The organism is Amycolatopsis sp. NPDC104587 (genome assembly GCF_055583645.1).
This window is the reverse complement of the sequence record NZ_JBVJNO010000004.1, coordinates 407,423-424,735: the sequence shown is the minus strand read 5'-3', so window position 1 is coordinate 424,735 and position 17,313 is coordinate 407,423. Positions and strand designations below refer to the sequence as shown.

At 71.0% G+C, this 17,313-nt stretch carries 23 protein-coding genes; 13 read left to right on the top strand and 10 right to left on the bottom strand.

The annotated features are described in order from the left end of the window. Window positions 1-6: 6 nt before the first annotated feature. The 3 genes from ACZ61C_RS13920 to ACZ61C_RS13910 all read right to left on the bottom strand — a co-directional run bounded on the left by ACZ61C_RS13920 (window position 7) and on the right by ACZ61C_RS13910 (window position 2,199). A complete protein-coding gene (locus tag ACZ61C_RS13920) occupies window positions 7-666 on the bottom strand; it encodes an SMP-30/gluconolactonase/LRE family protein (protein WP_465306440.1) in 660 nt (219 codons plus the stop codon). Between the two features lie 203 nt (window positions 667-869). Further along, the gene (locus tag ACZ61C_RS13915) at window positions 870-1,508 is read right to left on the bottom strand and encodes a pyridoxine/pyridoxamine 5'-phosphate oxidase (protein WP_465306438.1); all 639 of its coding nucleotides are present in this window, start codon (window positions 1,506-1,508) and stop codon (window positions 870-872) included. A gap of 1 nt (window position 1,509) precedes the next feature. Then, window positions 1,510-2,199 (bottom strand): hypothetical protein, encoded by a 690-nt coding sequence (locus tag ACZ61C_RS13910; RefSeq protein WP_465307026.1) that lies wholly within the window; start codon window positions 2,197-2,199, stop codon window positions 1,510-1,512. Between the two features lie 110 nt (window positions 2,200-2,309). Here ACZ61C_RS13910 and ACZ61C_RS13905 point away from each other — a divergent pair, with 110 nt between their 5' ends. Together ACZ61C_RS13905 and ACZ61C_RS13900 are read left to right on the top strand one after the other, a co-directional pair. After that, window positions 2,310-2,843, top strand: coding sequence for a DUF2020 domain-containing protein (locus ACZ61C_RS13905; protein ID WP_465306436.1), 534 nt, complete (start codon window positions 2,310-2,312; stop codon window positions 2,841-2,843). A gap of 146 nt (window positions 2,844-2,989) precedes the next feature. Then, entirely contained in the window at window positions 2,990-3,442 is a 453-nt protein-coding gene (locus ACZ61C_RS13900; protein ID WP_465306434.1) for a DUF6918 family protein, read from the top strand. A gap of 64 nt (window positions 3,443-3,506) precedes the next feature. Here the strand turns inward: ACZ61C_RS13900 and ACZ61C_RS13895 are convergent, their stop codons facing one another. Beyond that, window positions 3,507-4,046: a hypothetical protein gene (locus tag ACZ61C_RS13895; RefSeq protein WP_465306432.1), complete on the bottom strand. Its 540-nt coding sequence runs from the start codon at window positions 4,044-4,046 to the stop codon at window positions 3,507-3,509. An 89-nt stretch (window positions 4,047-4,135) separates the two neighbouring features. Between ACZ61C_RS13895 and ACZ61C_RS13890 the strand changes: the two genes are divergently transcribed. After that, a complete protein-coding gene (locus ACZ61C_RS13890) occupies window positions 4,136-4,654 on the top strand; it encodes a peptidylprolyl isomerase (RefSeq protein WP_465306430.1) in 519 nt (172 codons plus the stop codon). Window positions 4,655-4,694: 40 nt separating this feature from the next. Further along, entirely contained in the window at window positions 4,695-5,651 is a 957-nt protein-coding gene (locus tag ACZ61C_RS13885; RefSeq protein WP_465306428.1) for a rhomboid family intramembrane serine protease, read from the top strand. On the opposite strand, the gene ACZ61C_RS13880 is transcribed toward ACZ61C_RS13885, so the two are convergent. Then, window positions 5,648-6,067: a PH domain-containing protein gene (locus tag ACZ61C_RS13880; RefSeq protein WP_465306426.1), complete on the bottom strand. Its 420-nt coding sequence runs from the start codon at window positions 6,065-6,067 to the stop codon at window positions 5,648-5,650. The two genes, ACZ61C_RS13885 and ACZ61C_RS13880, sit on opposite strands and share 4 nt — an antisense overlap. Before the next feature lie 70 nt (window positions 6,068-6,137). Further along, complete coding sequence (gene crgA, locus ACZ61C_RS13875) at window positions 6,138-6,404, bottom strand: cell division protein CrgA (RefSeq protein WP_043787021.1); 267 nt, start codon at window positions 6,402-6,404, stop codon at window positions 6,138-6,140. A gap of 193 nt (window positions 6,405-6,597) precedes the next feature. On the opposite strand from crgA, the gene ACZ61C_RS13870 reads away from it, so the two are divergent. From ACZ61C_RS13870 to ACZ61C_RS13860, 3 genes are read left to right on the top strand one after another with little or no spacing between them, the layout of a single operon-like run. Then, window positions 6,598-7,659, top strand: coding sequence for a class E sortase (locus tag ACZ61C_RS13870; RefSeq protein WP_465307024.1), 1,062 nt, complete (start codon window positions 6,598-6,600; stop codon window positions 7,657-7,659). Then, the gene (locus ACZ61C_RS13865) at window positions 7,659-7,814 is read left to right on the top strand and encodes a hypothetical protein (RefSeq protein ID WP_465306423.1); all 156 of its coding nucleotides are present in this window, start codon (window positions 7,659-7,661) and stop codon (window positions 7,812-7,814) included. Before ACZ61C_RS13870 ends, ACZ61C_RS13865 begins: the two co-directional genes overlap by 1 nt. Beyond that, entirely contained in the window at window positions 7,787-8,800 is a 1,014-nt protein-coding gene (locus ACZ61C_RS13860; protein ID WP_465306421.1) for an LLM class flavin-dependent oxidoreductase, read from the top strand. The genes ACZ61C_RS13865 and ACZ61C_RS13860 overlap by 28 nt, the downstream gene beginning before the upstream one ends. On the opposite strand, the gene ACZ61C_RS13855 is transcribed toward ACZ61C_RS13860, so the two are convergent. From ACZ61C_RS13855 to ACZ61C_RS13845, 3 genes are all read right to left on the bottom strand, one after another. Beyond that, window positions 8,769-9,170: an SCO5389 family protein gene (locus tag ACZ61C_RS13855; protein WP_465306419.1), complete on the bottom strand. Its 402-nt coding sequence runs from the start codon at window positions 9,168-9,170 to the stop codon at window positions 8,769-8,771. The two genes, ACZ61C_RS13860 and ACZ61C_RS13855, sit on opposite strands and share 32 nt — an antisense overlap. Before the next feature lie 100 nt (window positions 9,171-9,270). After that, window positions 9,271-10,005, bottom strand: coding sequence for an ABC transporter permease (locus ACZ61C_RS13850; protein WP_465306417.1), 735 nt, complete (start codon window positions 10,003-10,005; stop codon window positions 9,271-9,273). Then, the gene (locus tag ACZ61C_RS13845) at window positions 10,002-10,715 is read right to left on the bottom strand and encodes an ABC transporter ATP-binding protein (protein WP_465306415.1); all 714 of its coding nucleotides are present in this window, start codon (window positions 10,713-10,715) and stop codon (window positions 10,002-10,004) included. Before ACZ61C_RS13845 ends, ACZ61C_RS13850 begins: the two co-directional genes overlap by 4 nt. 169 nt (window positions 10,716-10,884) lie before the next feature. Between ACZ61C_RS13845 and ACZ61C_RS13840 the strand changes: the two genes are divergently transcribed. Together ACZ61C_RS13840 and ACZ61C_RS13835 are read left to right on the top strand one after the other, a co-directional pair. Then, window positions 10,885-12,708, top strand: coding sequence for a sensor histidine kinase (locus tag ACZ61C_RS13840; RefSeq protein ID WP_465306413.1), 1,824 nt, complete (start codon window positions 10,885-10,887; stop codon window positions 12,706-12,708). Beyond that, window positions 12,648-13,304, top strand: coding sequence for a response regulator (locus ACZ61C_RS13835; RefSeq protein WP_465306411.1), 657 nt, complete (start codon window positions 12,648-12,650; stop codon window positions 13,302-13,304). Before ACZ61C_RS13840 ends, ACZ61C_RS13835 begins: the two co-directional genes overlap by 61 nt. 82 nt (window positions 13,305-13,386) lie before the next feature. Here the strand turns inward: ACZ61C_RS13835 and ACZ61C_RS13830 are convergent, their stop codons facing one another. After that, the gene (locus tag ACZ61C_RS13830) at window positions 13,387-14,706 is read right to left on the bottom strand and encodes an FAD-dependent oxidoreductase (RefSeq protein ID WP_465306409.1); all 1,320 of its coding nucleotides are present in this window, start codon (window positions 14,704-14,706) and stop codon (window positions 13,387-13,389) included. A gap of 112 nt (window positions 14,707-14,818) precedes the next feature. Between ACZ61C_RS13830 and ACZ61C_RS13825 the strand changes: the two genes are divergently transcribed. The 4 genes from ACZ61C_RS13825 (at window position 14,819) to ACZ61C_RS13810 (ending at window position 17,298) form a co-directional block, all read left to right on the top strand. Next, entirely contained in the window at window positions 14,819-15,463 is a 645-nt protein-coding gene (locus ACZ61C_RS13825) for an aminodeoxychorismate/anthranilate synthase component II (RefSeq protein ID WP_465306407.1), read from the top strand. Continuing rightward, window positions 15,460-16,251, top strand: a complete 792-nt coding sequence (locus ACZ61C_RS13820; protein ID WP_465306405.1) for an ABC transporter ATP-binding protein — start codon at window positions 15,460-15,462, stop codon at window positions 16,249-16,251. The genes ACZ61C_RS13825 and ACZ61C_RS13820 overlap by 4 nt, the downstream gene beginning before the upstream one ends. After that, window positions 16,239-16,880, top strand: coding sequence for a hypothetical protein (locus ACZ61C_RS13815; RefSeq protein ID WP_465306403.1), 642 nt, complete (start codon window positions 16,239-16,241; stop codon window positions 16,878-16,880). The genes ACZ61C_RS13820 and ACZ61C_RS13815 overlap by 13 nt, the downstream gene beginning before the upstream one ends. A gap of 100 nt (window positions 16,881-16,980) precedes the next feature. Further along, window positions 16,981-17,298 carry an effector-associated constant component EACC1 gene (locus ACZ61C_RS13810; RefSeq protein WP_465306401.1) on the top strand — a complete coding sequence of 106 codons (318 nt, stop codon included), beginning with the start codon at window positions 16,981-16,983 and terminating at the stop codon, window positions 17,296-17,298. Window positions 17,299-17,313 lie beyond the last annotated feature (15 nt).

The window sequence follows — 17,313 nt, the reverse complement described above, 5'->3', positions numbered from 1 at the left end:
TGCGGTCTACCCCCGATCAGGGCTTGACGCAGGAGATCTTCCCCGCACCGGCCCCGCCGGGTTCGCTTCGCCCGCCGTGTTCGGCGCGTTGTCGCTGCGGCTGCCGTCGGACTGCGTGACACACAGGCGGCCGTCCGGCAGCAGCACGGGGCTGGTCGGGAACTCCAGCGGGCCGCCGTTGCGCAGCTTCGTCGCCGGGTCGGCCGGGTTGCGGAAGTACTCGACCACGCGGCCGTCGCGCCGGGCCAGGACGATCGCGTTGCGCTCGTTCGCCGCCGTCCAGACGTTGTCCGCGCGGTCGAGGACGATCCCGTCGGCGCCTTCGAGGTACGGGTGCTGGACGTCGACGTCGTCCAGGCACAGGGTGTCGGCCGGGAAGGCGACGTCGCACCCGGTGGCCGCGCGCGGCCGGCCCGCGCGGTCCATCGGCACGCGCCAGAGCGCGCCTCTCGCGGTGTCCGCGACCAGCAACGTGCCGTCCGCGGTGAACGCGAGACTGTTCGCGACGATGTGCTGCGAGCCCGCGGTGTCCGCCGCGGTGCGGCCACTCGGCGTGATGGTGACCGTGCCGGGCGGCAGGCCGCGCACGTCGCGGCCGACCCCGCCGGCGACGACGTCGCTGACCATCGGCTGCACGCGGAACATCTCCGCGCCGGCCCGCCACACCCGGCCCTGCCCGGTGCCGCCGTCCGGGATCTACAACGCGAACGCGAGGCCGTTCGCGTCCGGAGACACCGCTGGTGAACACCGTCGCCGACGGCGGGTTCGCCGCGTCCGGCACGAACGACGCCACGGTGTCGGCGTGGCCGGGCCGCCAGCCGCCGCGACGCGGTAGACGGGACAGGGATCGGCGCTCCGCGCCGGGGACGTCAAGGCCAGAGGCGCTCGGTGACCCAGCCGCCGTCGGACTTCCGGTACCGCAGCCGTACGTGCCGCCGATCATGACTGGCCTGCCAGAACTCGACTTCGTCCGGGTCCACCAGGTACCGCGTCCACGTTTCCGGGGCCACGCCGGGGTTTTCGCCGACCCAGTGCTCCGCTTCCGCGGCCGCCGCGTCGAGGTCCGCCGGGTCGTGCAGCACCTGCGACTGGTGCCCGATGAACGCCTCGACGCGGGACGCGGGCGGCCGGGCCAGGAAGTCCTCGGCCGACACCTCGGGCGCCGCAGGGGAGACCGGCCCGCGCAGCCGCACCTGACGGCCTCGGCCGGGCCAGAAGAACGTCAACGCCGCACGCGGATCCTTCCGCAGCTGCAACCCTTTCGGGCTTTCCGAGCTGGTGGCGACCGCCCAGCCGCCGGGGCCGACGTCCTTGAGGACCACGACCCGCGCGTCGGGCGCGCCATCGGCGTCCACTGTGGACAGTGTGACGGCGTGCGGCGCCAGCACGTGCTCGCCGGCTTCGGTCAGCCACTCCAGGAACAGCGCCTGCGGGTCCGCGGGCGCCGTTTCCGGCGTGAACACGGGAAGTTCTTCGGGGAACGAGGCCCAGCCGCGCAACGCCACCATGTCAGTAACCGTACGGACCCTGCTGCGGAGGGTGCCCGGGCGGTGGGTAGACCGGTGGCTGCGGACCGGCCGGCCCGGCGTACGGCGGGGGCGGCACCGGCGGCGCGGCCATCGGCGGCTGCTGCTGCCAGCCCGGCGGCGGCTGCTGGGGCGGCTGCGGGGGCTGCGGCGGCTGTTGCGCCTGCTGCCACTGCACCTGCTCCCACGCCTCGGCGGGCTGCGGGAAGCAGAACGTCAGCTTGGCGCGGATCGCGCCGTGCATCGCGGCGCCCCACATCTTCCCGCCGGTGAAGGCGTACGTCTGCCCGGCGGTGAGGTCCACGGCGACCATCCGCGTCTCGCCGCCGAACTGGTTGCTCGTCTTCGCCGACGCGGCCTGCGCGGCGTCCGGGTACACAACCGGGCCGACGAGCCCGGCGATCACCACGGATCCCGCGGTCCAGCCCATGGTGCCGATCATGTTCGCGCGCGCGTGCTGCGTGGCGCGGGCGGTGAAGTCGTACAACGCCGCGGCGCTGACGTCGGGCACGGGTGCGGCGACGACGCAGTAGTTCATCGTCGTCAGCATCACCGACTCGGTGAACAGGCCGACCACGGCCGTCGCGGGCCCGATCTGCACGGAGTTCAGCCGGCCGCCGGAACGCTGGACGCGCTCGGCCACCACACCGAGGTACTGCTCGGGGGTGAGCACGCGGCGACCTCCCTGGATGTGAACCAACTGCGCCATCGTCGCACGCCTTGCCGTCCCGGCGCTTTCAGCCAGCGGTTTTCACACATGCTTCATGGTTGACTGTGCGCGCTATGCGACGACTCGTACTTCTCGCGCCCGCCGTGGTCCTGCTGGCCGGCTGCGGCGCCACCATCGTGTCCGGCACCGCGGCGCCCAGCCCGCCCTCGGCGTCCACCGGCGCGGCCGCGGGCGCCCAGCTCCCCCCGGATCCCCAGCCGGGGGCGACGGAGGACTGCCCGTACCTCGACAGCGAGTTCGTGGCCGACTCGAACGGCCAGCACGTGTCGAAGGTGCGCGTGTCCGCCGACCAGCCGCACCCGGCGTGCTTCTTCTACCGCCCGGACGGGAAGGTCCAAGTCACCGTTCAGGTCTACGTCGGTCAGCCGGACGTAGCGACGGCGCTGGTCAACAAGGCGGCGCCGGTCGACACGTCCAACCCGGCGTCCGACCCGACCGGCTGGAAGGGCGGTTACCAGTCCAGCGACGACGGCGCCGTCTACGCGGTTTCGAAGGGGGCTTCGGCGGTCGTCGTGACCACCAACCAGAAGCAGAGCGTGAAGGCACGCACAGTGGCGAAGAAGGCTATCGCTGCCCTGAAGCTCTAGGTAGTGCCTCCACACGGGTGAGTGATGTTGATCTTGTATTACCCTGTGCGTCACGCGCAGGCTTCGTGGACTCGCGCACCGCAGCCACCGGGGGATCCCCACCCCGGGGCGGGGCACCAACTCTGCAACGACAAAGGACAAGATTCGTGGCTGACACCCTCAAGGACATCCTGCTCGACTCCAGCCGCCGCCCGGCGGTCGTGACCGACTTCGAAGGCCTCGTGGACGCTGAGGTCTCGGACAAGGGCGGCGTTTCGGGTGCCGTCGTCAAGACCGGCTTCGCCGCGGTCAAGAAGATCAAGCCGGGCATCATCCCCTCGGCCGTCGACACGCTGCTCCCCGACTTCGTCGTCGCGCTCGAGCCGTTCTACGGCGACTACCGCGCCAAGGGCGGCAACGACTTCGGCGCCTACCTGACCAGCCGCTCGGACGAGGCTTCCGACGCGCTGCTGAGCGTCACCGACTCGCGCGCGGAGAAGAGCAGCCGCGACAGCATCAAGAAGGTCTACGGCAAGCTGCGCCCGAACGGCAAGAAGAACGTCGAAGAGGCGCTGCCCCGGCTCGGCGCGCTGGTCGACAAGCACGCCGCCACCGCGTGAGCTTGACCCCCGAGCACGACTGAAGAGGCCCCCGGTGCACGCCGGGGGCCTCTTCGCGTCGGGTTCAGTTCTTCTTCTCGGCCGGTGCCGCGGACGGCGCCTTCCCGTTCGCCGACGGGCTCGGCTTGGCCGCCTCGGCGGGCTTCGGCGGCGCGGGCGGGGTGGCCTTCGGCGGCGCGGGCGCGACCGGCGGCTCCTGCTTCGAGCGGAGCGCGTAGGCGGCACCGGCGCCGACCACGACCAGCCCGAGCAGCCACGGCCACTTGCGACGGCTGCGCGTGCCCTTGGCCGCGGCCTTCGCCTCGACGACAGCAGCGGCGAAGTCCTTCTTCGCCGCCTTGAAGTCCTTCTTGCCGCGGCGCTTCGAATCGCCGGCCGCCTTCGCGGCCTTGATGGCGGCCTTCTTCGCCTTGCGACCAGGCTTGCGCAGCTCGGAGAGCCGGCTGAGGGCCTCCTGCCGGGCGGCCTTCGAGCTCTTCTTGAGCTCCTTGCGGGTGAGCTCGGTCTTCTTCGCGAGCTGCTTCTGCGCGCGCCGGCCGTGCTTGACGCCCTCGGAAACGAGTTTGTCGGCGGTCTCGGCGGCCTGGGCTGTCGCCCGGGACATGGACTTCACCTCATCATTCGTTTTGACACTGCTCTGTTGCCCGTAACCTATCGTGCCCCTTTTCGCCGCCGCCCGCCGCAGATGGCACGATGAACCGCGTGAAAGCGACGCTGCACACCAACCAGGGTGACATCAACCTGAACCTGTTCCCCGACCACGCGCCGAAGACGGTCGCGAACTTCGTCGGGCTGGCGGAGGGCACCAAGGAGTACACCCAGCCGAACGCGGCGGGCACGAACTCCGGTCCCTTCTACGACGGTTCGATCTTCCACCGCGTCATCGACGGCTTCATGCTGCAGGGTGGCGACCCGACCGGCACCGGCCGCGGCGGCCCGGGCTACAAGTTCGGCGACGAGTTCCACCCGGAGCTGCAGTTCAGCAAGCCGTACCTGCTGGCCATGGCGAACGCCGGGCCGGGCACGAACGGCTCGCAGTTCTTCATCACCGTGGCGCCGACGACCCACCTCAACTTCCGGCACACGATCTTCGGCGAGGTGGCCGACCAGGAGTCGCGCGCGGTCGTCGACGCGATCGGCCGGACCGCGACCGGACCGGCGGACCGTCCGCTGTCCGACATCGTGATCGAAAAGGTCACCATCGAGCAGTGACGGCGTGCGGCGCGCCGGGTTTCGGTAGGTTGGTGACATCGTGAACCAACCGCCGAACCCCGCCGCCGAACCGCAAGCCGCGCTTCCCGGGTGCTGGTGGCACCCGAACCGCCCGACCGGGCTGAGCTGTTCCCGGTGCGGGCGTCCGGCGTGCCCGGACTGCCTCCGCGAGGCCCCGGTCGGCTTCCAGTGCACCGACTGCGTCCACGCGGGCGGCCAGGAGCAACGCCGGCTGCACCGCGGTTACCAGGGCGCCGGCTTCGGCGTCCGCACGATCGCCGGCGCGCGCCCGTCCGAGTCGTTCCTCGCGACGCAGGCCATCCTCGCGGTCAACGTCCTGGTTTTCCTGGTCACCGTCTTCCAGGCCCGCAGCCTCAACGACAACCAGGTCTCCGGCGTCTTCCAGGTCGGTGTGCTGTGGGGCCAGGCCACGCTCGGCGCCGACGAGTGGTGGCGGCTGTTCACCTCGGGCTTCCTGCACTACGGGCCCATCCACATCGCGGTCAACATGTTCTCCCTGTGGATGATGGGCCGCGCCCTCGAGCCGGTCTTCGGCAAGGTCAGGTACCTCGCGCTCTACTTCGTCTCGATGCTCGGCGCGTCCACCGCGGTGCTGCTGTTCGACAGCCTCGACGGCGGCACGGCCGGCGCGTCCGGCGCGCTGTTCGGCCTGATGGGCGCGTACGCGGTCATCGTGCTCAAGCTGCGGCTGAACCCCACCGGGCTGATCATCACGCTCGCGCTGAACGCGTTCATCACCTTCGGCGTCGCGAACATCTCGATCCTCGGCCACGTCGGCGGCCTGGTCACCGGCGCGCTGGTCACCGTGGCGATCCTCTACGCGCCCCGCGCGCGGCAGGCGCAGTGGCAGGTGGCCGGGATCGCCATCCTCGTCGTCGCGATGGTCGGGCTGCTGATCTTCAAGGACGCCCAGGTGGCGGACCAGACGTGTCACTTCGTCCAGTACCGCGGCCAGGAGCTCTACAGCTGCGGTTAGCTCTGTGCGCGCAGCGTGCTGAGGACGTCCAGAACGTCGCGGGGGTCCTCGCCGAGGTCGAGCCACCCGAAGACGAACAGCTGCTCGTCGTGCTCGATTTCGAGCGTGACGCCGTCGCGGCCCAGCCGCCGGGTGGTGCGCAGCCGGGTGCGGGTCTGGCCCCACGGCAGCCGCTGCGAGCCGTTCAGCGTCCGCGTCACCAGTCCTTCGGCGTCGGCGGCCAGCCGGGGCCGGACGAGCGTCGCGTGGGCCGCGAACGCCCCGACGGCCACGGCCGCCAGCGCGAACAGCACCAGCCCGCCGCGGTCGCCGGTCAGGACGTCGACCACCACGCCGGCCAGCAGCAGCAGGGTGACCGCCCAGGCCGATACCACAACGGCCTGACGCGGAGCCCACGAGGTGGGGTAGTTATCCACAGGGGTTATCCACACTGGGGATGAGTCACACCGGTGTAATTCGGTGTCAAGCCGCCATTTGGACTAATAATCAACGCCAACGCATAGTCATGAGCAGACCCGCGATCATCAGCGCAAACCCGCCGGCGAAGTTCCAGTTGCCCAGGTCGGCCATCCAGGAGATCTTGTCTCCGGCGATGTAGTTGACCAGGAGCCAGACCAGGCCCAGGAGCATCAACCCGAACATCGGGATCTTCCAGGCCAGGCCCGTGGGGCCGGCGGCCCGCACCTTCACCGGCGTGCGCCGGTCGGCAGGTGGGGTGTAAGCGGTCTTCTTGCGGACCTTGGACTTGGGCATCGTGTGTTCCTCGCGGTGCTCTTCGGGCTCGTCTGGTGGCGATGTCCCGCTGAGGGTGCGCAACCAGCGCCACGTGCACACGTTAACGTAAATGCCCGCAGGAAAGCAGCGGCCGGGAGTGGTCGGATTTTCCCGCACCGTGATGTAGGCGTCACCCAGGGTTCGACGCGGCTTGAGAGGAGCTTGCGTGACGATGCGCGAAGGACCGGATGACGACCGGCGCAGACACCCCGGACAGCGGCCGACGCCGCAGCGCCGCCCCGCCACACCCCCGCGCGGCCAGGTGCCGCCCCGGCCGGGCCCGGGCCAGCCGCCCCGCCGCCCGCAGGGCCCGCCGCCCCGCCGCTACACCGGCCCCGTCCCGCCGCCCGGCTCGGCCGAGGAGACCGTCGTCTTCGCCCCGGTCGGGAAGAGCGGCACCGCGACCAAGGAGAAGCCCGCCCCGGCCCCGCTCGGCAAGAGCGGCGTCGCGATCCGGACGGCCGGCGAGATCCTCATCACGTTGGGCCTGGTCGTGCTGCTGTTCATGGTCTACGAGCTCTACGTGACCGACCTGTTCTCGGCGGGCAAGCAGTCCGAGGCGAGCGACCAGCTCGACGGCGAGTGGGCGCACGACCGCACGCTGCACCCCGAGCTGATCGACGGCAAGGCGTTCGCCCGCATCCACATCCCGACGTTCGGCGTCGACTACAACTTCACGATCCAGGAGGGCACCGACGACAAGGCCCTCGAAGTCGGCCCCGGCCACTACAAGGGCACGTCGCTGCCCGGCGAACCCGGCAACTTCGCCGTCGCCGGCCACCGCGTCGGCAAGGGCGCCCCGTTCAACGACCTGGACAACGTCTCCTCCTGTGACCAGATCGTGATCGAAACCTCCACCGACTTCTACATCTACAAGGTGCTGCCCTACGACGACGAGGTCGAGGACTGGGCCGGCGGCAAGGGCGCCGACCCGAAGTGCAAGGGCGTCTCGACCCTGCGCGACCAGGGCGCCGAGGACGGCGGCGCGTACAGCGAGACCTTCGGCCGCAAGGTCGTGCTGCCCAGCCAGGGCACCGCGGTCAACCCGGTCCCGTACAAGGACGCCGACGTGCTCCCGAAGGCCCAGCAGGCCGCGCTGCTCACGCTCACCACGTGCCACCCGCAGTTCTCCGCCAAGGAGCGGCTCATCATCACCTCGGTGCTCACCCAGCAGGTGCCGAAGAACCAGGTCAAGGACTACGGCGACCTGCTCTCGAAGATCGGGGAGGCCTGATGTACGCCTGGCTCTGGCGGAAGTTCCCCGGCCCGTTCCCGGTGAAGCTGACGATCGCCGTGGTCCTGGCCCTCGGTGTGGTGGCGCTGCTGATGTTCGTGGTGTTCCCGTGGCTGGAGCCGCGCCTGTGGTTCAACGAGGTCGCGGTCAACTGAGGTTCGGCGTCTTCCTGGTCAGCGGCCGCTTCCCGGGCCAGCGGGACGGCGACGTCCTCCGCCGGTCCGTCCGCGCCGCCGAGCTGGCCGAAGAAGCCGGCTTCGACGACGTCTGGTTCGCCGAACACCACTTCATGCCCTACGGCGTCTGCCCGTCGGCGATCACGCTCGCCGGGCACGTGCTCGGCCGGACGTCGCGGATCGGCGTCGGGACCGCGGTCAGCGTCCTGTCGACCACCCATCCCGTCGCGCTCGCCGAGCAGTGGGCGATGCTCGACGCCGTCTCCGGCGGACGGCTGCGGCTCGGTGTCGGGCGCGGCGGTCCATGGCAGGACCTCGAGGTGTTCGGCGCCGGGCTGGACCGCTACGAGACCGGCTTCGAGGAAACCCTCGACGTCTTCTTGAGGGCCACCACCGGCCGGATCGGCGCGCGGGGCCGGCACTTCGCCTTCCGGGAGGTGCCCGTGGTGCCGTCGCCGGAACGGCGGCCGGACGTCGTCGTCGCGTGTGGCGGTCCGACGTCGGCTGCCGTGCGGCAGGCCGCCGAACGGAACTTGCCGCTGCTGCTCGGCCTGCACGCCGACGACGAGGAGAAAGCCGCGACGGTCGCCGCCTACGGGAAGCCCGCCGGCCACGTCTCGACCGTGCTCTGCCAGGTGGGTGACCCCGACGTCGTCCGCACGGCGCTGCCCGGCTGGCTGAAGGACGGGCTCGGCGCGCACGTCACGGTCGACGGGCGGCCGGGGCCGGCGCGGGACCCGGGGGAGTACACCGAACGGCTCTGCGCGATCCACCCGGTCGGCGACGCGGCCCACTGCGTGCGGACCCTGGAAACGAGCCTCCGGCGCACCGGCGTCACCCACGTGCTGATGCTCGTGGAAGCGTCGGGCACGCCGGAGGGCACGTACACGAACATCGCGCGGATCGGCACCGAGGTGCTGCCCGCGCTGCGGGCTAGCAGTCCCGCAGCTCCGGGCTCTGGTTGAGCAGCTGGCCACGCGGCGAGACGAACGCGCGGTAGCGGTCACCGTCCACTGTGCCGTTTTCGGACGTCTTGAACACGGCGACCCGGTGGCAGTTCTGGAAAGCCAGCTTGACGCCGAAGTGGCGCTCGAGCCCGCCGCGGATCGCGTCCGAGGCCAGCGCCCGCAGCAGCTGTCCGCGGGCGGCCTCGCTCGGTGGCGGCGTCTCGTTGTCGGCGAAGCCGTCCGCGGCGCCCTCGGCGTCGGCGATGACGCCGGTGATGACCTCCCAGGCGTACGGCAGGGACTCCTTGACGCAGGTGACGAACTCGGCGTCGGTGACCTCCCCGCGCTCGGCCTTCTCCAGCAACGCGGGTGACACGTCCAGGGACATCGAACCTCCAGTTTGAGCAGGGCCACCCTCTTGGCTACCGGGCGGGTCGCCAAGCCACAAGAGAAAACGATGATCATCACCAATATGGCGGAAGGCCTGGTCACTCCCAGCGGAAGAGGCGCGCCGCCAGCGCCGTCCCGGCCACCGCGAAGGCCCCGAGCACGACCAGCTGCAGCGGCTGCACCCCCGAGCCGACCCAGCTGTCCTGCAACGGCTGCGTGCCCGGCGGGACGTAGTCGCCGATCCGGCGGAGGACCTCCGGCAGGAACACCCGCGGCAGGTAGACGCCGCCGAGGAACATCGTCGGCACGAACGCGATCAAGGCGAACGCGCCCGCGGCCTTGGCCGTGCGGGCGACCGCCGCCGCCAGCAGACCGAACGAGAACATCGAAACCGTGCCGAGCAGCAGCGTCGCCAGGAACTGCAGCGGGTGCTTCGGCATCGGGACGTCGTAGACCGCGTCGGCCAGGACCAGCGTCAGGCCGATGCCCGCCAGCGCGACGACGACGTGGATCAGCAGCTGCGCGCCCAGCAGGTTCGCCGGGTGCACCGGCGTGGTGGCCAGGCGGCGCAGCACACCCTGCTCCCGGTAGGTGGCGATCGCGTTCGGGATCGACTGCAGCGCCAGCATCGCGAGGCTGATGACGATCAGCGACGGCACCCAGGCGTCGATGAACCGGGACCCGCCGGCGACCGCGCTGGGCTCGGTCATCCCGGGAATGGCGCCGACCGCCAGCAGGACGGCGGACGGCAGGAGCAGGCCCGCGACCGCCATGACCGGCGAGCGGAGGAAGAGCTTCGTTTCGGTGGCGGTGATCTTGGTGAAGGTGTTCACAGCGAGCTCCTGGTCAGCGAGACGAAGGCGTCGTCCAAAGTGGAGGCTCCGGCCGTCGCGCGGAGCTCGGTCGGGGTGCCGGTGGCGACCACGCGGCCGCGGTCGAAGATCGCGACGCGGTCGCAGAGCCGCTCGGCCTCGTCCATGAAGTGGGTGACCAGCAGGACCGTGACGCCGGTGGCGCGCACACCTTCGACCAGCCGCCAGGTCTCGCGACGGGCGTGCGGGTCGAGTCCCGTCGTGAGCTCGTCGAGGACGGCCAGCTCGGGGTTGCCCACCAGCGCCAACGCGATCGAGACGCGCTGCTTCTGGCCGCCCGAGAGCTTCCCGAAGCAGGCGCGCTGGTGGTCGCGCAGGTCGAGCTGGTCGAGCAGGACGTCGACGTCGGCCGGGTCCGGGTAGAAGGACGCGAAGAGCTCCAGCGCCTCGCGGACCCGCAGCTTCGCGGGCAACGCGCTCTCCTGCAGCTGGACGCCGACGCGGCGGGTCAGCGCCGCCCGGTCGGTCACCGGGTCGAGGCCCAGCACGGAGATCGTGCCGCGGTCGGCGCGGCGGAGTCCCTGCAGGCATTCGACGGTGGTGGTCTTCCCGGCGCCGTTGGTGCCGAGGATGCCGAAGATTTCGCCGCGCTCGACGGTGAACGAAACGCCGTCGACCGCGACCCGGGTGCCGTAGCGCTTGTGGAGGTCGGTGACTTCGATGAGTGGCATGGTGACGAAGCTACGAACTGCGGGCCGCGCGCAGAATGACGCTGAATCCCCAGCTCAAGTAGGGTTTTGCTGACGCGGGGGTGGGGCTGGGCCCACCCCGGTCGTGGGGCCGCGGGGAGTGCGCCGCCCGCGGTGTCCGGGCGAGGATCTCGGGGGAAGGAGGTGCCGGATGCCGTACCTGCGAGCGCTGGGCCGGGCGTGCGCGCTGGCTGTGTACGCGTTCCTCAGCTGGCTGGACGTCCTGCTCGAGATGATCGCGTTCGCGGCGTTGTGCGTCGGGCTGGTCTTCTTCCTCGGGCCGGTGATCGAATGGACCCGGCGCCGCTCGGCGACCGCCCGCCTGCTGGCCGCGCGCTGGTGCGACGTCGAGATCGGATCGCCGTACCGGCCCGAGCCGCCGGAACCGCAGCGCGAGCGCGACGGCTGGTACCGCGACGGCAACACGCTCTACAAGCGCGCGTTCTGGATCCGCTGGAACCGCCGGTTCACCTGGGCGATGGAGGACCCGGCGTCCGGCCGCGAGTTCGGCTGGCAGCTGGTGAACCCGCTGGTGACGCTCTTCCTGCCGGTCGCGGTGCTACTCGGCGGCCCGGCCGTGCTGCGCGGCTACGGCCGGTGGACACGCTGGTGGCTCGGCCCGCGGCCGGCGCCCGTCCGCGGCCAGGGGCGCTGGCTGCACCGCCGGCTCGAGTCGCTCGGGCACCAGATGGGCATCCTGGCGCTGGGCGCGGTGCTGTTCGTGTTCTCGGTGTGGCAGCTGGTCGTGATCGTGGGCGCGTACCCGGTGGCGGCGCCGATCATCCTGTGGAGCCGCACGATCACCGACACGCTGCGCCGCGAGTCCGGCAACTGGACCGGCGTCCGCATCGCCCGGCCCTACCTGCCGCCGCCCGCGTTGCCGGTGCCCCGCCCGGACGGGCTCTACCAGGTCGGCAAGCAGCTGTACGAGGAGCCGTTCTGGCCCGTCCAGCACGCGCGCTCGCGATGGGTCCTGCGCGACCGGGCCACTTGGCGGGACATGGCAGGCGGCGCGCTGATCCCGCTCGTCTCGCTGCTGCTCGTGGTGCCGACGGTCGCGCTGGTCGGCCGTGGCGCTGTCGGCCTCTTCACGCTGTGGGTGTGGCGGCCCTTCGTCTCGTCTCCGGTCACGTGGTGGCCGTTCCCCGAGGTCTCGACGCACTTCGGCGCCGCCGTGCAGACCCCGGTGGCACTCGTGATGATCCTCGCCGGGGTGGCGCCCGCGACGTGGCTGGCCCGGCAGCAGGCCCGCTTCGCGCGGGTTTGGCTGGGGCCGACGGACGCGACCCGGCTCGCCGCGCGCGTCGAACGGCTGAAGCAGACCCGCACCGACGTCACGGTCACGCAGGCGGCGGAGCTGCGGCGGATCGAACGCGACCTGCACGACGGCATCCAGTCGCGCCTGGTCGCGATGGGGATGAAGCTCGGCGCGGTCGAGGCGCTGGTGGACACCGACCCGGCGGCGGCGAAGCGGCTCGCGGCCGAGCTGCGCGCGTCGTCGTCCGAGGCGCTCACCGAACTGCGGGTGCTGATCCGCGGCATCCACCCGCCGGTGCTGTCCGAGCGCGGCCTGCTCGACGCCGTGCGCGCGCTCGCGCTGGACAGCCCGCTGAAGGCACAGGTCGACGGCGCGCTACCGGGCCGCGTCGAGGAGCCGGTGGAGGCGTGCGCGTACTTCACGGTGTCGGAGCTGCTGGGAAACGCGGCGAAACATGGCGCACGGCGCGTGTCGATCGAAATCGGTTTCGCCGACGACCTGCTGACCCTGGCGATGACCGACGACGGCCCGGGCGGCGCGAACCCGGCGCTCGGTTCGGGACTGCGCGGAATCGAGCGCCGGCTCGGCGCGTTCGACGGTAGGTTGGCCCTGACCAGCCCGATCGGCGGGCCGACGAGGGCGACCGTGGAGATTCCGTGCCAGATCGACTCAGAGCCGTCGTCGCGGAAGACCAGTACCTCCTCCGAGACGGCCTGACGCACCTGCTGGCCGCCCACGGCTTCGACGTCGTGGCGGCGGTCGGCAGCGGCCCGGAACTGGCGGCGGCGCTGCGGTCCCACCGGCCGGAGGTGTCCATTGTGGACGTCCGGATGCCGCCCACCCACACGGACGAGGGCCTGCAGGTGTCGCTGGCGGCCCGCCGCGAGCTGCCCGGGCTGCCGATCCTGGTGCTGTCCCAGCACGTCGAGCAGCTGTACGCACGAGAACTGCTGGCCGACGGCACCGGCGCGATCGGCTACCTGCTGAAGGACCGCGTGTTCAACGCGGACCAGTTCATCGACGCGGTCCGCCGCGTCGCGGCCGGCGGCACGGTGATGGACCCCGAGGTGATCGCCAAACTGGTGGCGGGCAACACCTCCGACCCCCTGGCGGCCTTGACGGCCCGCGAGCGCGAAGTCCTGGGCCTGATGGCGGAGGGCTGTTCGAACGCGGCCATCGCGGCCCGCCTGCACTTCAGCGAGGGAGCGGTCGGCAAGCACACGGCGAACATCTTCGCCAAGCTGACGATCACCGCCTCGGACGACACGAACCGCCGGGTGCTGGCGGTCCTCGCTTACCTCGGCGCGAGCTGACTCGCCTTGCCGCAACGCGTCTGATGGTCCGTGGCGGCCACCCCGGCCTACCCGGGAATGGCCGCCACGGCGTTGAGAAAACCTATCCGCGCGACACCCGCGTCATCTCCTCGCGCTCCACAACCTTGATCCGCTCCCGGCCGGCCGCCGAACCGAGCGCCTTCTCATGCGCGTCCAGCTTCCCCCAGCCCTCCCAAGTCGTGAACGGAATTCCGCGTGCGTCAAGGAAATCCAGGATCGCGTCCGGTGACGAGTACTTCGGGGCCGCCAGCGTGTCCGCGTCCGCCAGCAGGCTCGCGATCGTCTCCGCCGCGTCGCCCTTGGTGTGGCCGATCAGGCCGATCGGGCCGCGCTTGATCCAGCCCGTCACGTACACGCCCGGCAGCTGGTTCTCGTCCAGGTCCAGCACCCGCCCGGCTTCGTTCGGGACCACGCCGCCGACGTGGTCGAACGGGATTTCCGGCAGGTGCGACGACAGATACCCCACCGCGCGGTACACCGCCTGGACGTCCCAGTCGTGGAACTCGCCCGTGCCGCGGACGTTGCCGTCGCCGGTGAGCTCCGTGCGTTCCGTGCGCAGGCCCGTCACGCGGCCGTTCTCGCCCACGATCTCCGACGGGGAGTGGAAGAAGTGCAGGTGCAGCCGGCGCGGGCGGGTGCCCGGCTCGCGGATCGCCCACTCCTGCAGCGTCTTCACGACCATGTCGATCTGCTTCGACGCGCGCAGCGCCGCGATGCTGCCGTCGTCGAACTCGATGTCCTCCGGGGACACGATGACCTCGACGTTCGGGGAGTGGTCGAGCTCGCGCAGCTCCAGCGGCGTGAACTTCGCCTGCGCCGGGCCGCGGCGGCCGAACACGTGGACGTCGGTGATCGGGCTCGTGCGCAGCCCCTGGTACACGTTGTCCGGGATGTCCGTGGTCAGCAGCTCGTCCGCCGTCTTCGCGAGGACGCGGGCGACGTCCAGCGCCACGTTCCCGACCCCCAGCACCGCGACCGACGTCGCCTCCAGCGGCCACGTGCGCGGGACGTCCGGGTGGCCGTCGTACCAGGACACGAAGTCCGCGGCGCCGTGACTGCCCTCGAGGCCGGCGCCCGGGATGTCGAGCGCGCGGTCGGCGGACGCGCCGGTCGAGAAGATCACCGCGTCGTAGAACTCGCGCAGCTCGTCGAGCTTGATGTCGGTGCCGTAGTCGATGTTGCCGAGCAGGCGGATGTTCGGCTTGTCGAGCACCTTGTGCAGCGCCGTCACGATGCCCTTGATGCGCGGGTGGTCGGGCGCGACGCCGTACCGGATCAGCCCGAAGGGCGCGGGCATGCGTTCGAAGAGGTCGATCGTCACGTCGGCGTCGGACTTGTCCAGGATGTCGGCGGCGTAGATGCCGGCGGGACCAGCGCCCACGACGGCTACGCGAAGGGATCGGCTCACACCCTCCACCGTAAGTTAGGTTGCCCTAACCTAAAATGTGATCTGCAGTACGGTCCACCAGGTGGGAGCCGGTAAGCTCGCGGCCATGCGCGTCTTGGTCGTCGACAACTACGACAGCTTCGTTTACAACCTGGTCCAGTACCTGGCCCAGCTCGGCGCCGACTGCACGGTCTGGCGCAACGACGTCGTGGACCTCGACCGCGTGCCCGAGTTCGACGCCGTGCTCGTTTCGCCCGGTCCCGGAACTCCCGAACGCGCCGGGCAGAGCATGGACGTCGTCCGCAAGTGCGCCGAGACGCGCACGCCGATGCTCGGGGTCTGCCTCGGCCACCAGGCGCTCGGCGTGGTTTACGGCGCGACCGTCGACCGCGCGCCCGAGCTGCTCCACGGCAAGACGAGCCAGGTGCACCACGAAGGCGCCGGCGTCCTGAAGGACCTGCCGGCGGAGTTCACGGCCACGCGGTACCACTCGCTGACCGTGCTGCCGGAGACCATTCCGGCCGACGTCTTCGAGGTCACCGGCCGGACCGACTCGGGCATCGTGATGGGCATGCGCCACCGTGAGCTGCCGCTCGAAGGTGTCCAGTTCCACCCCGAGTCGGTGCTCACCGAGGGCGGGCACCGGATGCTCGCGAACTGGCTGGCCGCCGCCGGGCACCCGGTCGACCCGGCCCGAGTGGACGAGCTCGAGCGGGCGACGAAGGCGCTTCAGAAGGCCGCTGTTGCGTGATCCGGCTCGAGGGAGTCGGCAAGCGGTACGGGCGTGGTGACTTCGTCCTCCACGACGTCGACCTGAGCGTCGAGCCCGGCCACGTCGTCGGCGTCCTCGGGAGCAACGGCTCCGGCAAGTCGACTTTGCTGCGGATCATGGCCGGCGTCTCGCACGCCACCACCGGCACCGTCACCGGAACGCCGCGGATCGGCTACCTGCCCGACCGTTTCCCGGCGGGGCAGCGCATGGGCGCGCGGGCGTACCTACGGCACATGGCGCGCATCCGCGGCCTCACCGACTTGTCGACGATCGACCCGCTGCTCGAACGGCTCGCGCTGGTCGGCGGCCCGACGGCGCCGCTGCGGACGCTGTCCAAGGGCAACGCGCAGAAGGTCGGGCTCGCGCAGGCCGTCCTGGTCCGGCCGGACCTGCTGATCCTCGACGAGCCGTGGTCCGGGCTCGACGTCGGCACGCACACGATCCTCGGTGAGCTCGTCGCCGAGACGCGGTCGCGCGGGGCGAGCGTCGTGTTCACCGACCACCGGCCGCAGGTGGTGCACGACCACGCCGACGTCGTCCACCTCATGAACGACGGCCGCCTCACCGCGGAGAGCGCCGAGCCGACAACGCGGATCGTCCTGCGCGGGCACGGCACCGGCTGGGCGGACGAGCCCGGCGTCCGGCACGCCGTCACCGAGGGCGCCCAGGTGGTGCTCACCGTCGAGGTCGCCGACGTCGACGCCGTGCTGCTGCGCGCGCTCAAGGACGGCTGGTCGGTGCGGGAGGTGGCGCCGTGCTCGCCCTGACGCGGTACTATCTCGCGCTGCTCGGCCATTCACAGCGGTATTTGCCGGCGCTGCTCGCGTACCTGGCGCTGTGCGTGATCCTCTACGCAGACCCGCACTCGCCGCCGCTGCCGCTGTTCGGGGTGAGCGCCGGGGGGCTGCTGGTCGTGTCGTGCTGGCTGACGATCGCGCTGCTCGACATCGAGGACCCGGTGCAGCGGCTGGTCACCTTGAGCCACGCGCGGCAGTGGCGGCGGATGATCACCGGCGCGATCCTCACCGTGCTGGCCTGTTCGCTGGTCCTCACCGTGATCACCGAGACGTGGTCGGCGCTCAAGTCGTTCAAGGTCCAGCCGTCGGCGCTCGGCGTCGGGCTGCTCGCCCACCTGGCCTGCGCGCTGCTGGGCATCGCGATCGCGTTGCCGTGCTCGCGGCTGCTGGTTCAGCGGATCGGCTGGACGGTGCTCGCCGCCGTGGTCACGCTGGTGGTCGTGCTGCTGGCGAAGATTCCGCTGGTCCACCCCCTGTTGCACGCCCTCACCGACGAAGAACCGGTCGGCGGGCCGCTGGTTCTGGCGGTGGTGACGTCGGTGGTGGTGCTGGCCGCGAGCTTCGCCGTCGTCTCGCGGCTCGTGCAGCGCCGATCCTGACTGCACATTGCAGAATTCAATTTCCTCGACAGGCTTCCTGAGTGGCCACGAACCCGACTAAGGTTCGGGTCCTCTCCGATTCTGGGCGAAGGGAGACCGGGTGACGGCTGGGATCGTTGCGATCACCGTGCCAAACTCCGAAGGTGAGCTCCCCGGGCTCGCCGCGTGGCTGCGAAACGAAGACGAACTCCGCGGCCGCGTCCAGCTGTTCGACGCCGTGCTCGTCGGCGTGACGAGCAACTCCGCCGGGGTCTTCTGCCGCTCGCTCTTCGCGTGGCTGCGGCGCTACCGCGAATCCCGCGTCTTCCTCAAGGTCAAACGCTCGGGCGCCGCCGAGGAGCTCGAGCTCGACTGCGGCGCCGCGAGTGACGCCGACCAGGTCCTCGGCGCGGTCCAGGGGTTCCTCGACAAAGCCTGAACAACGAGAAAGGGC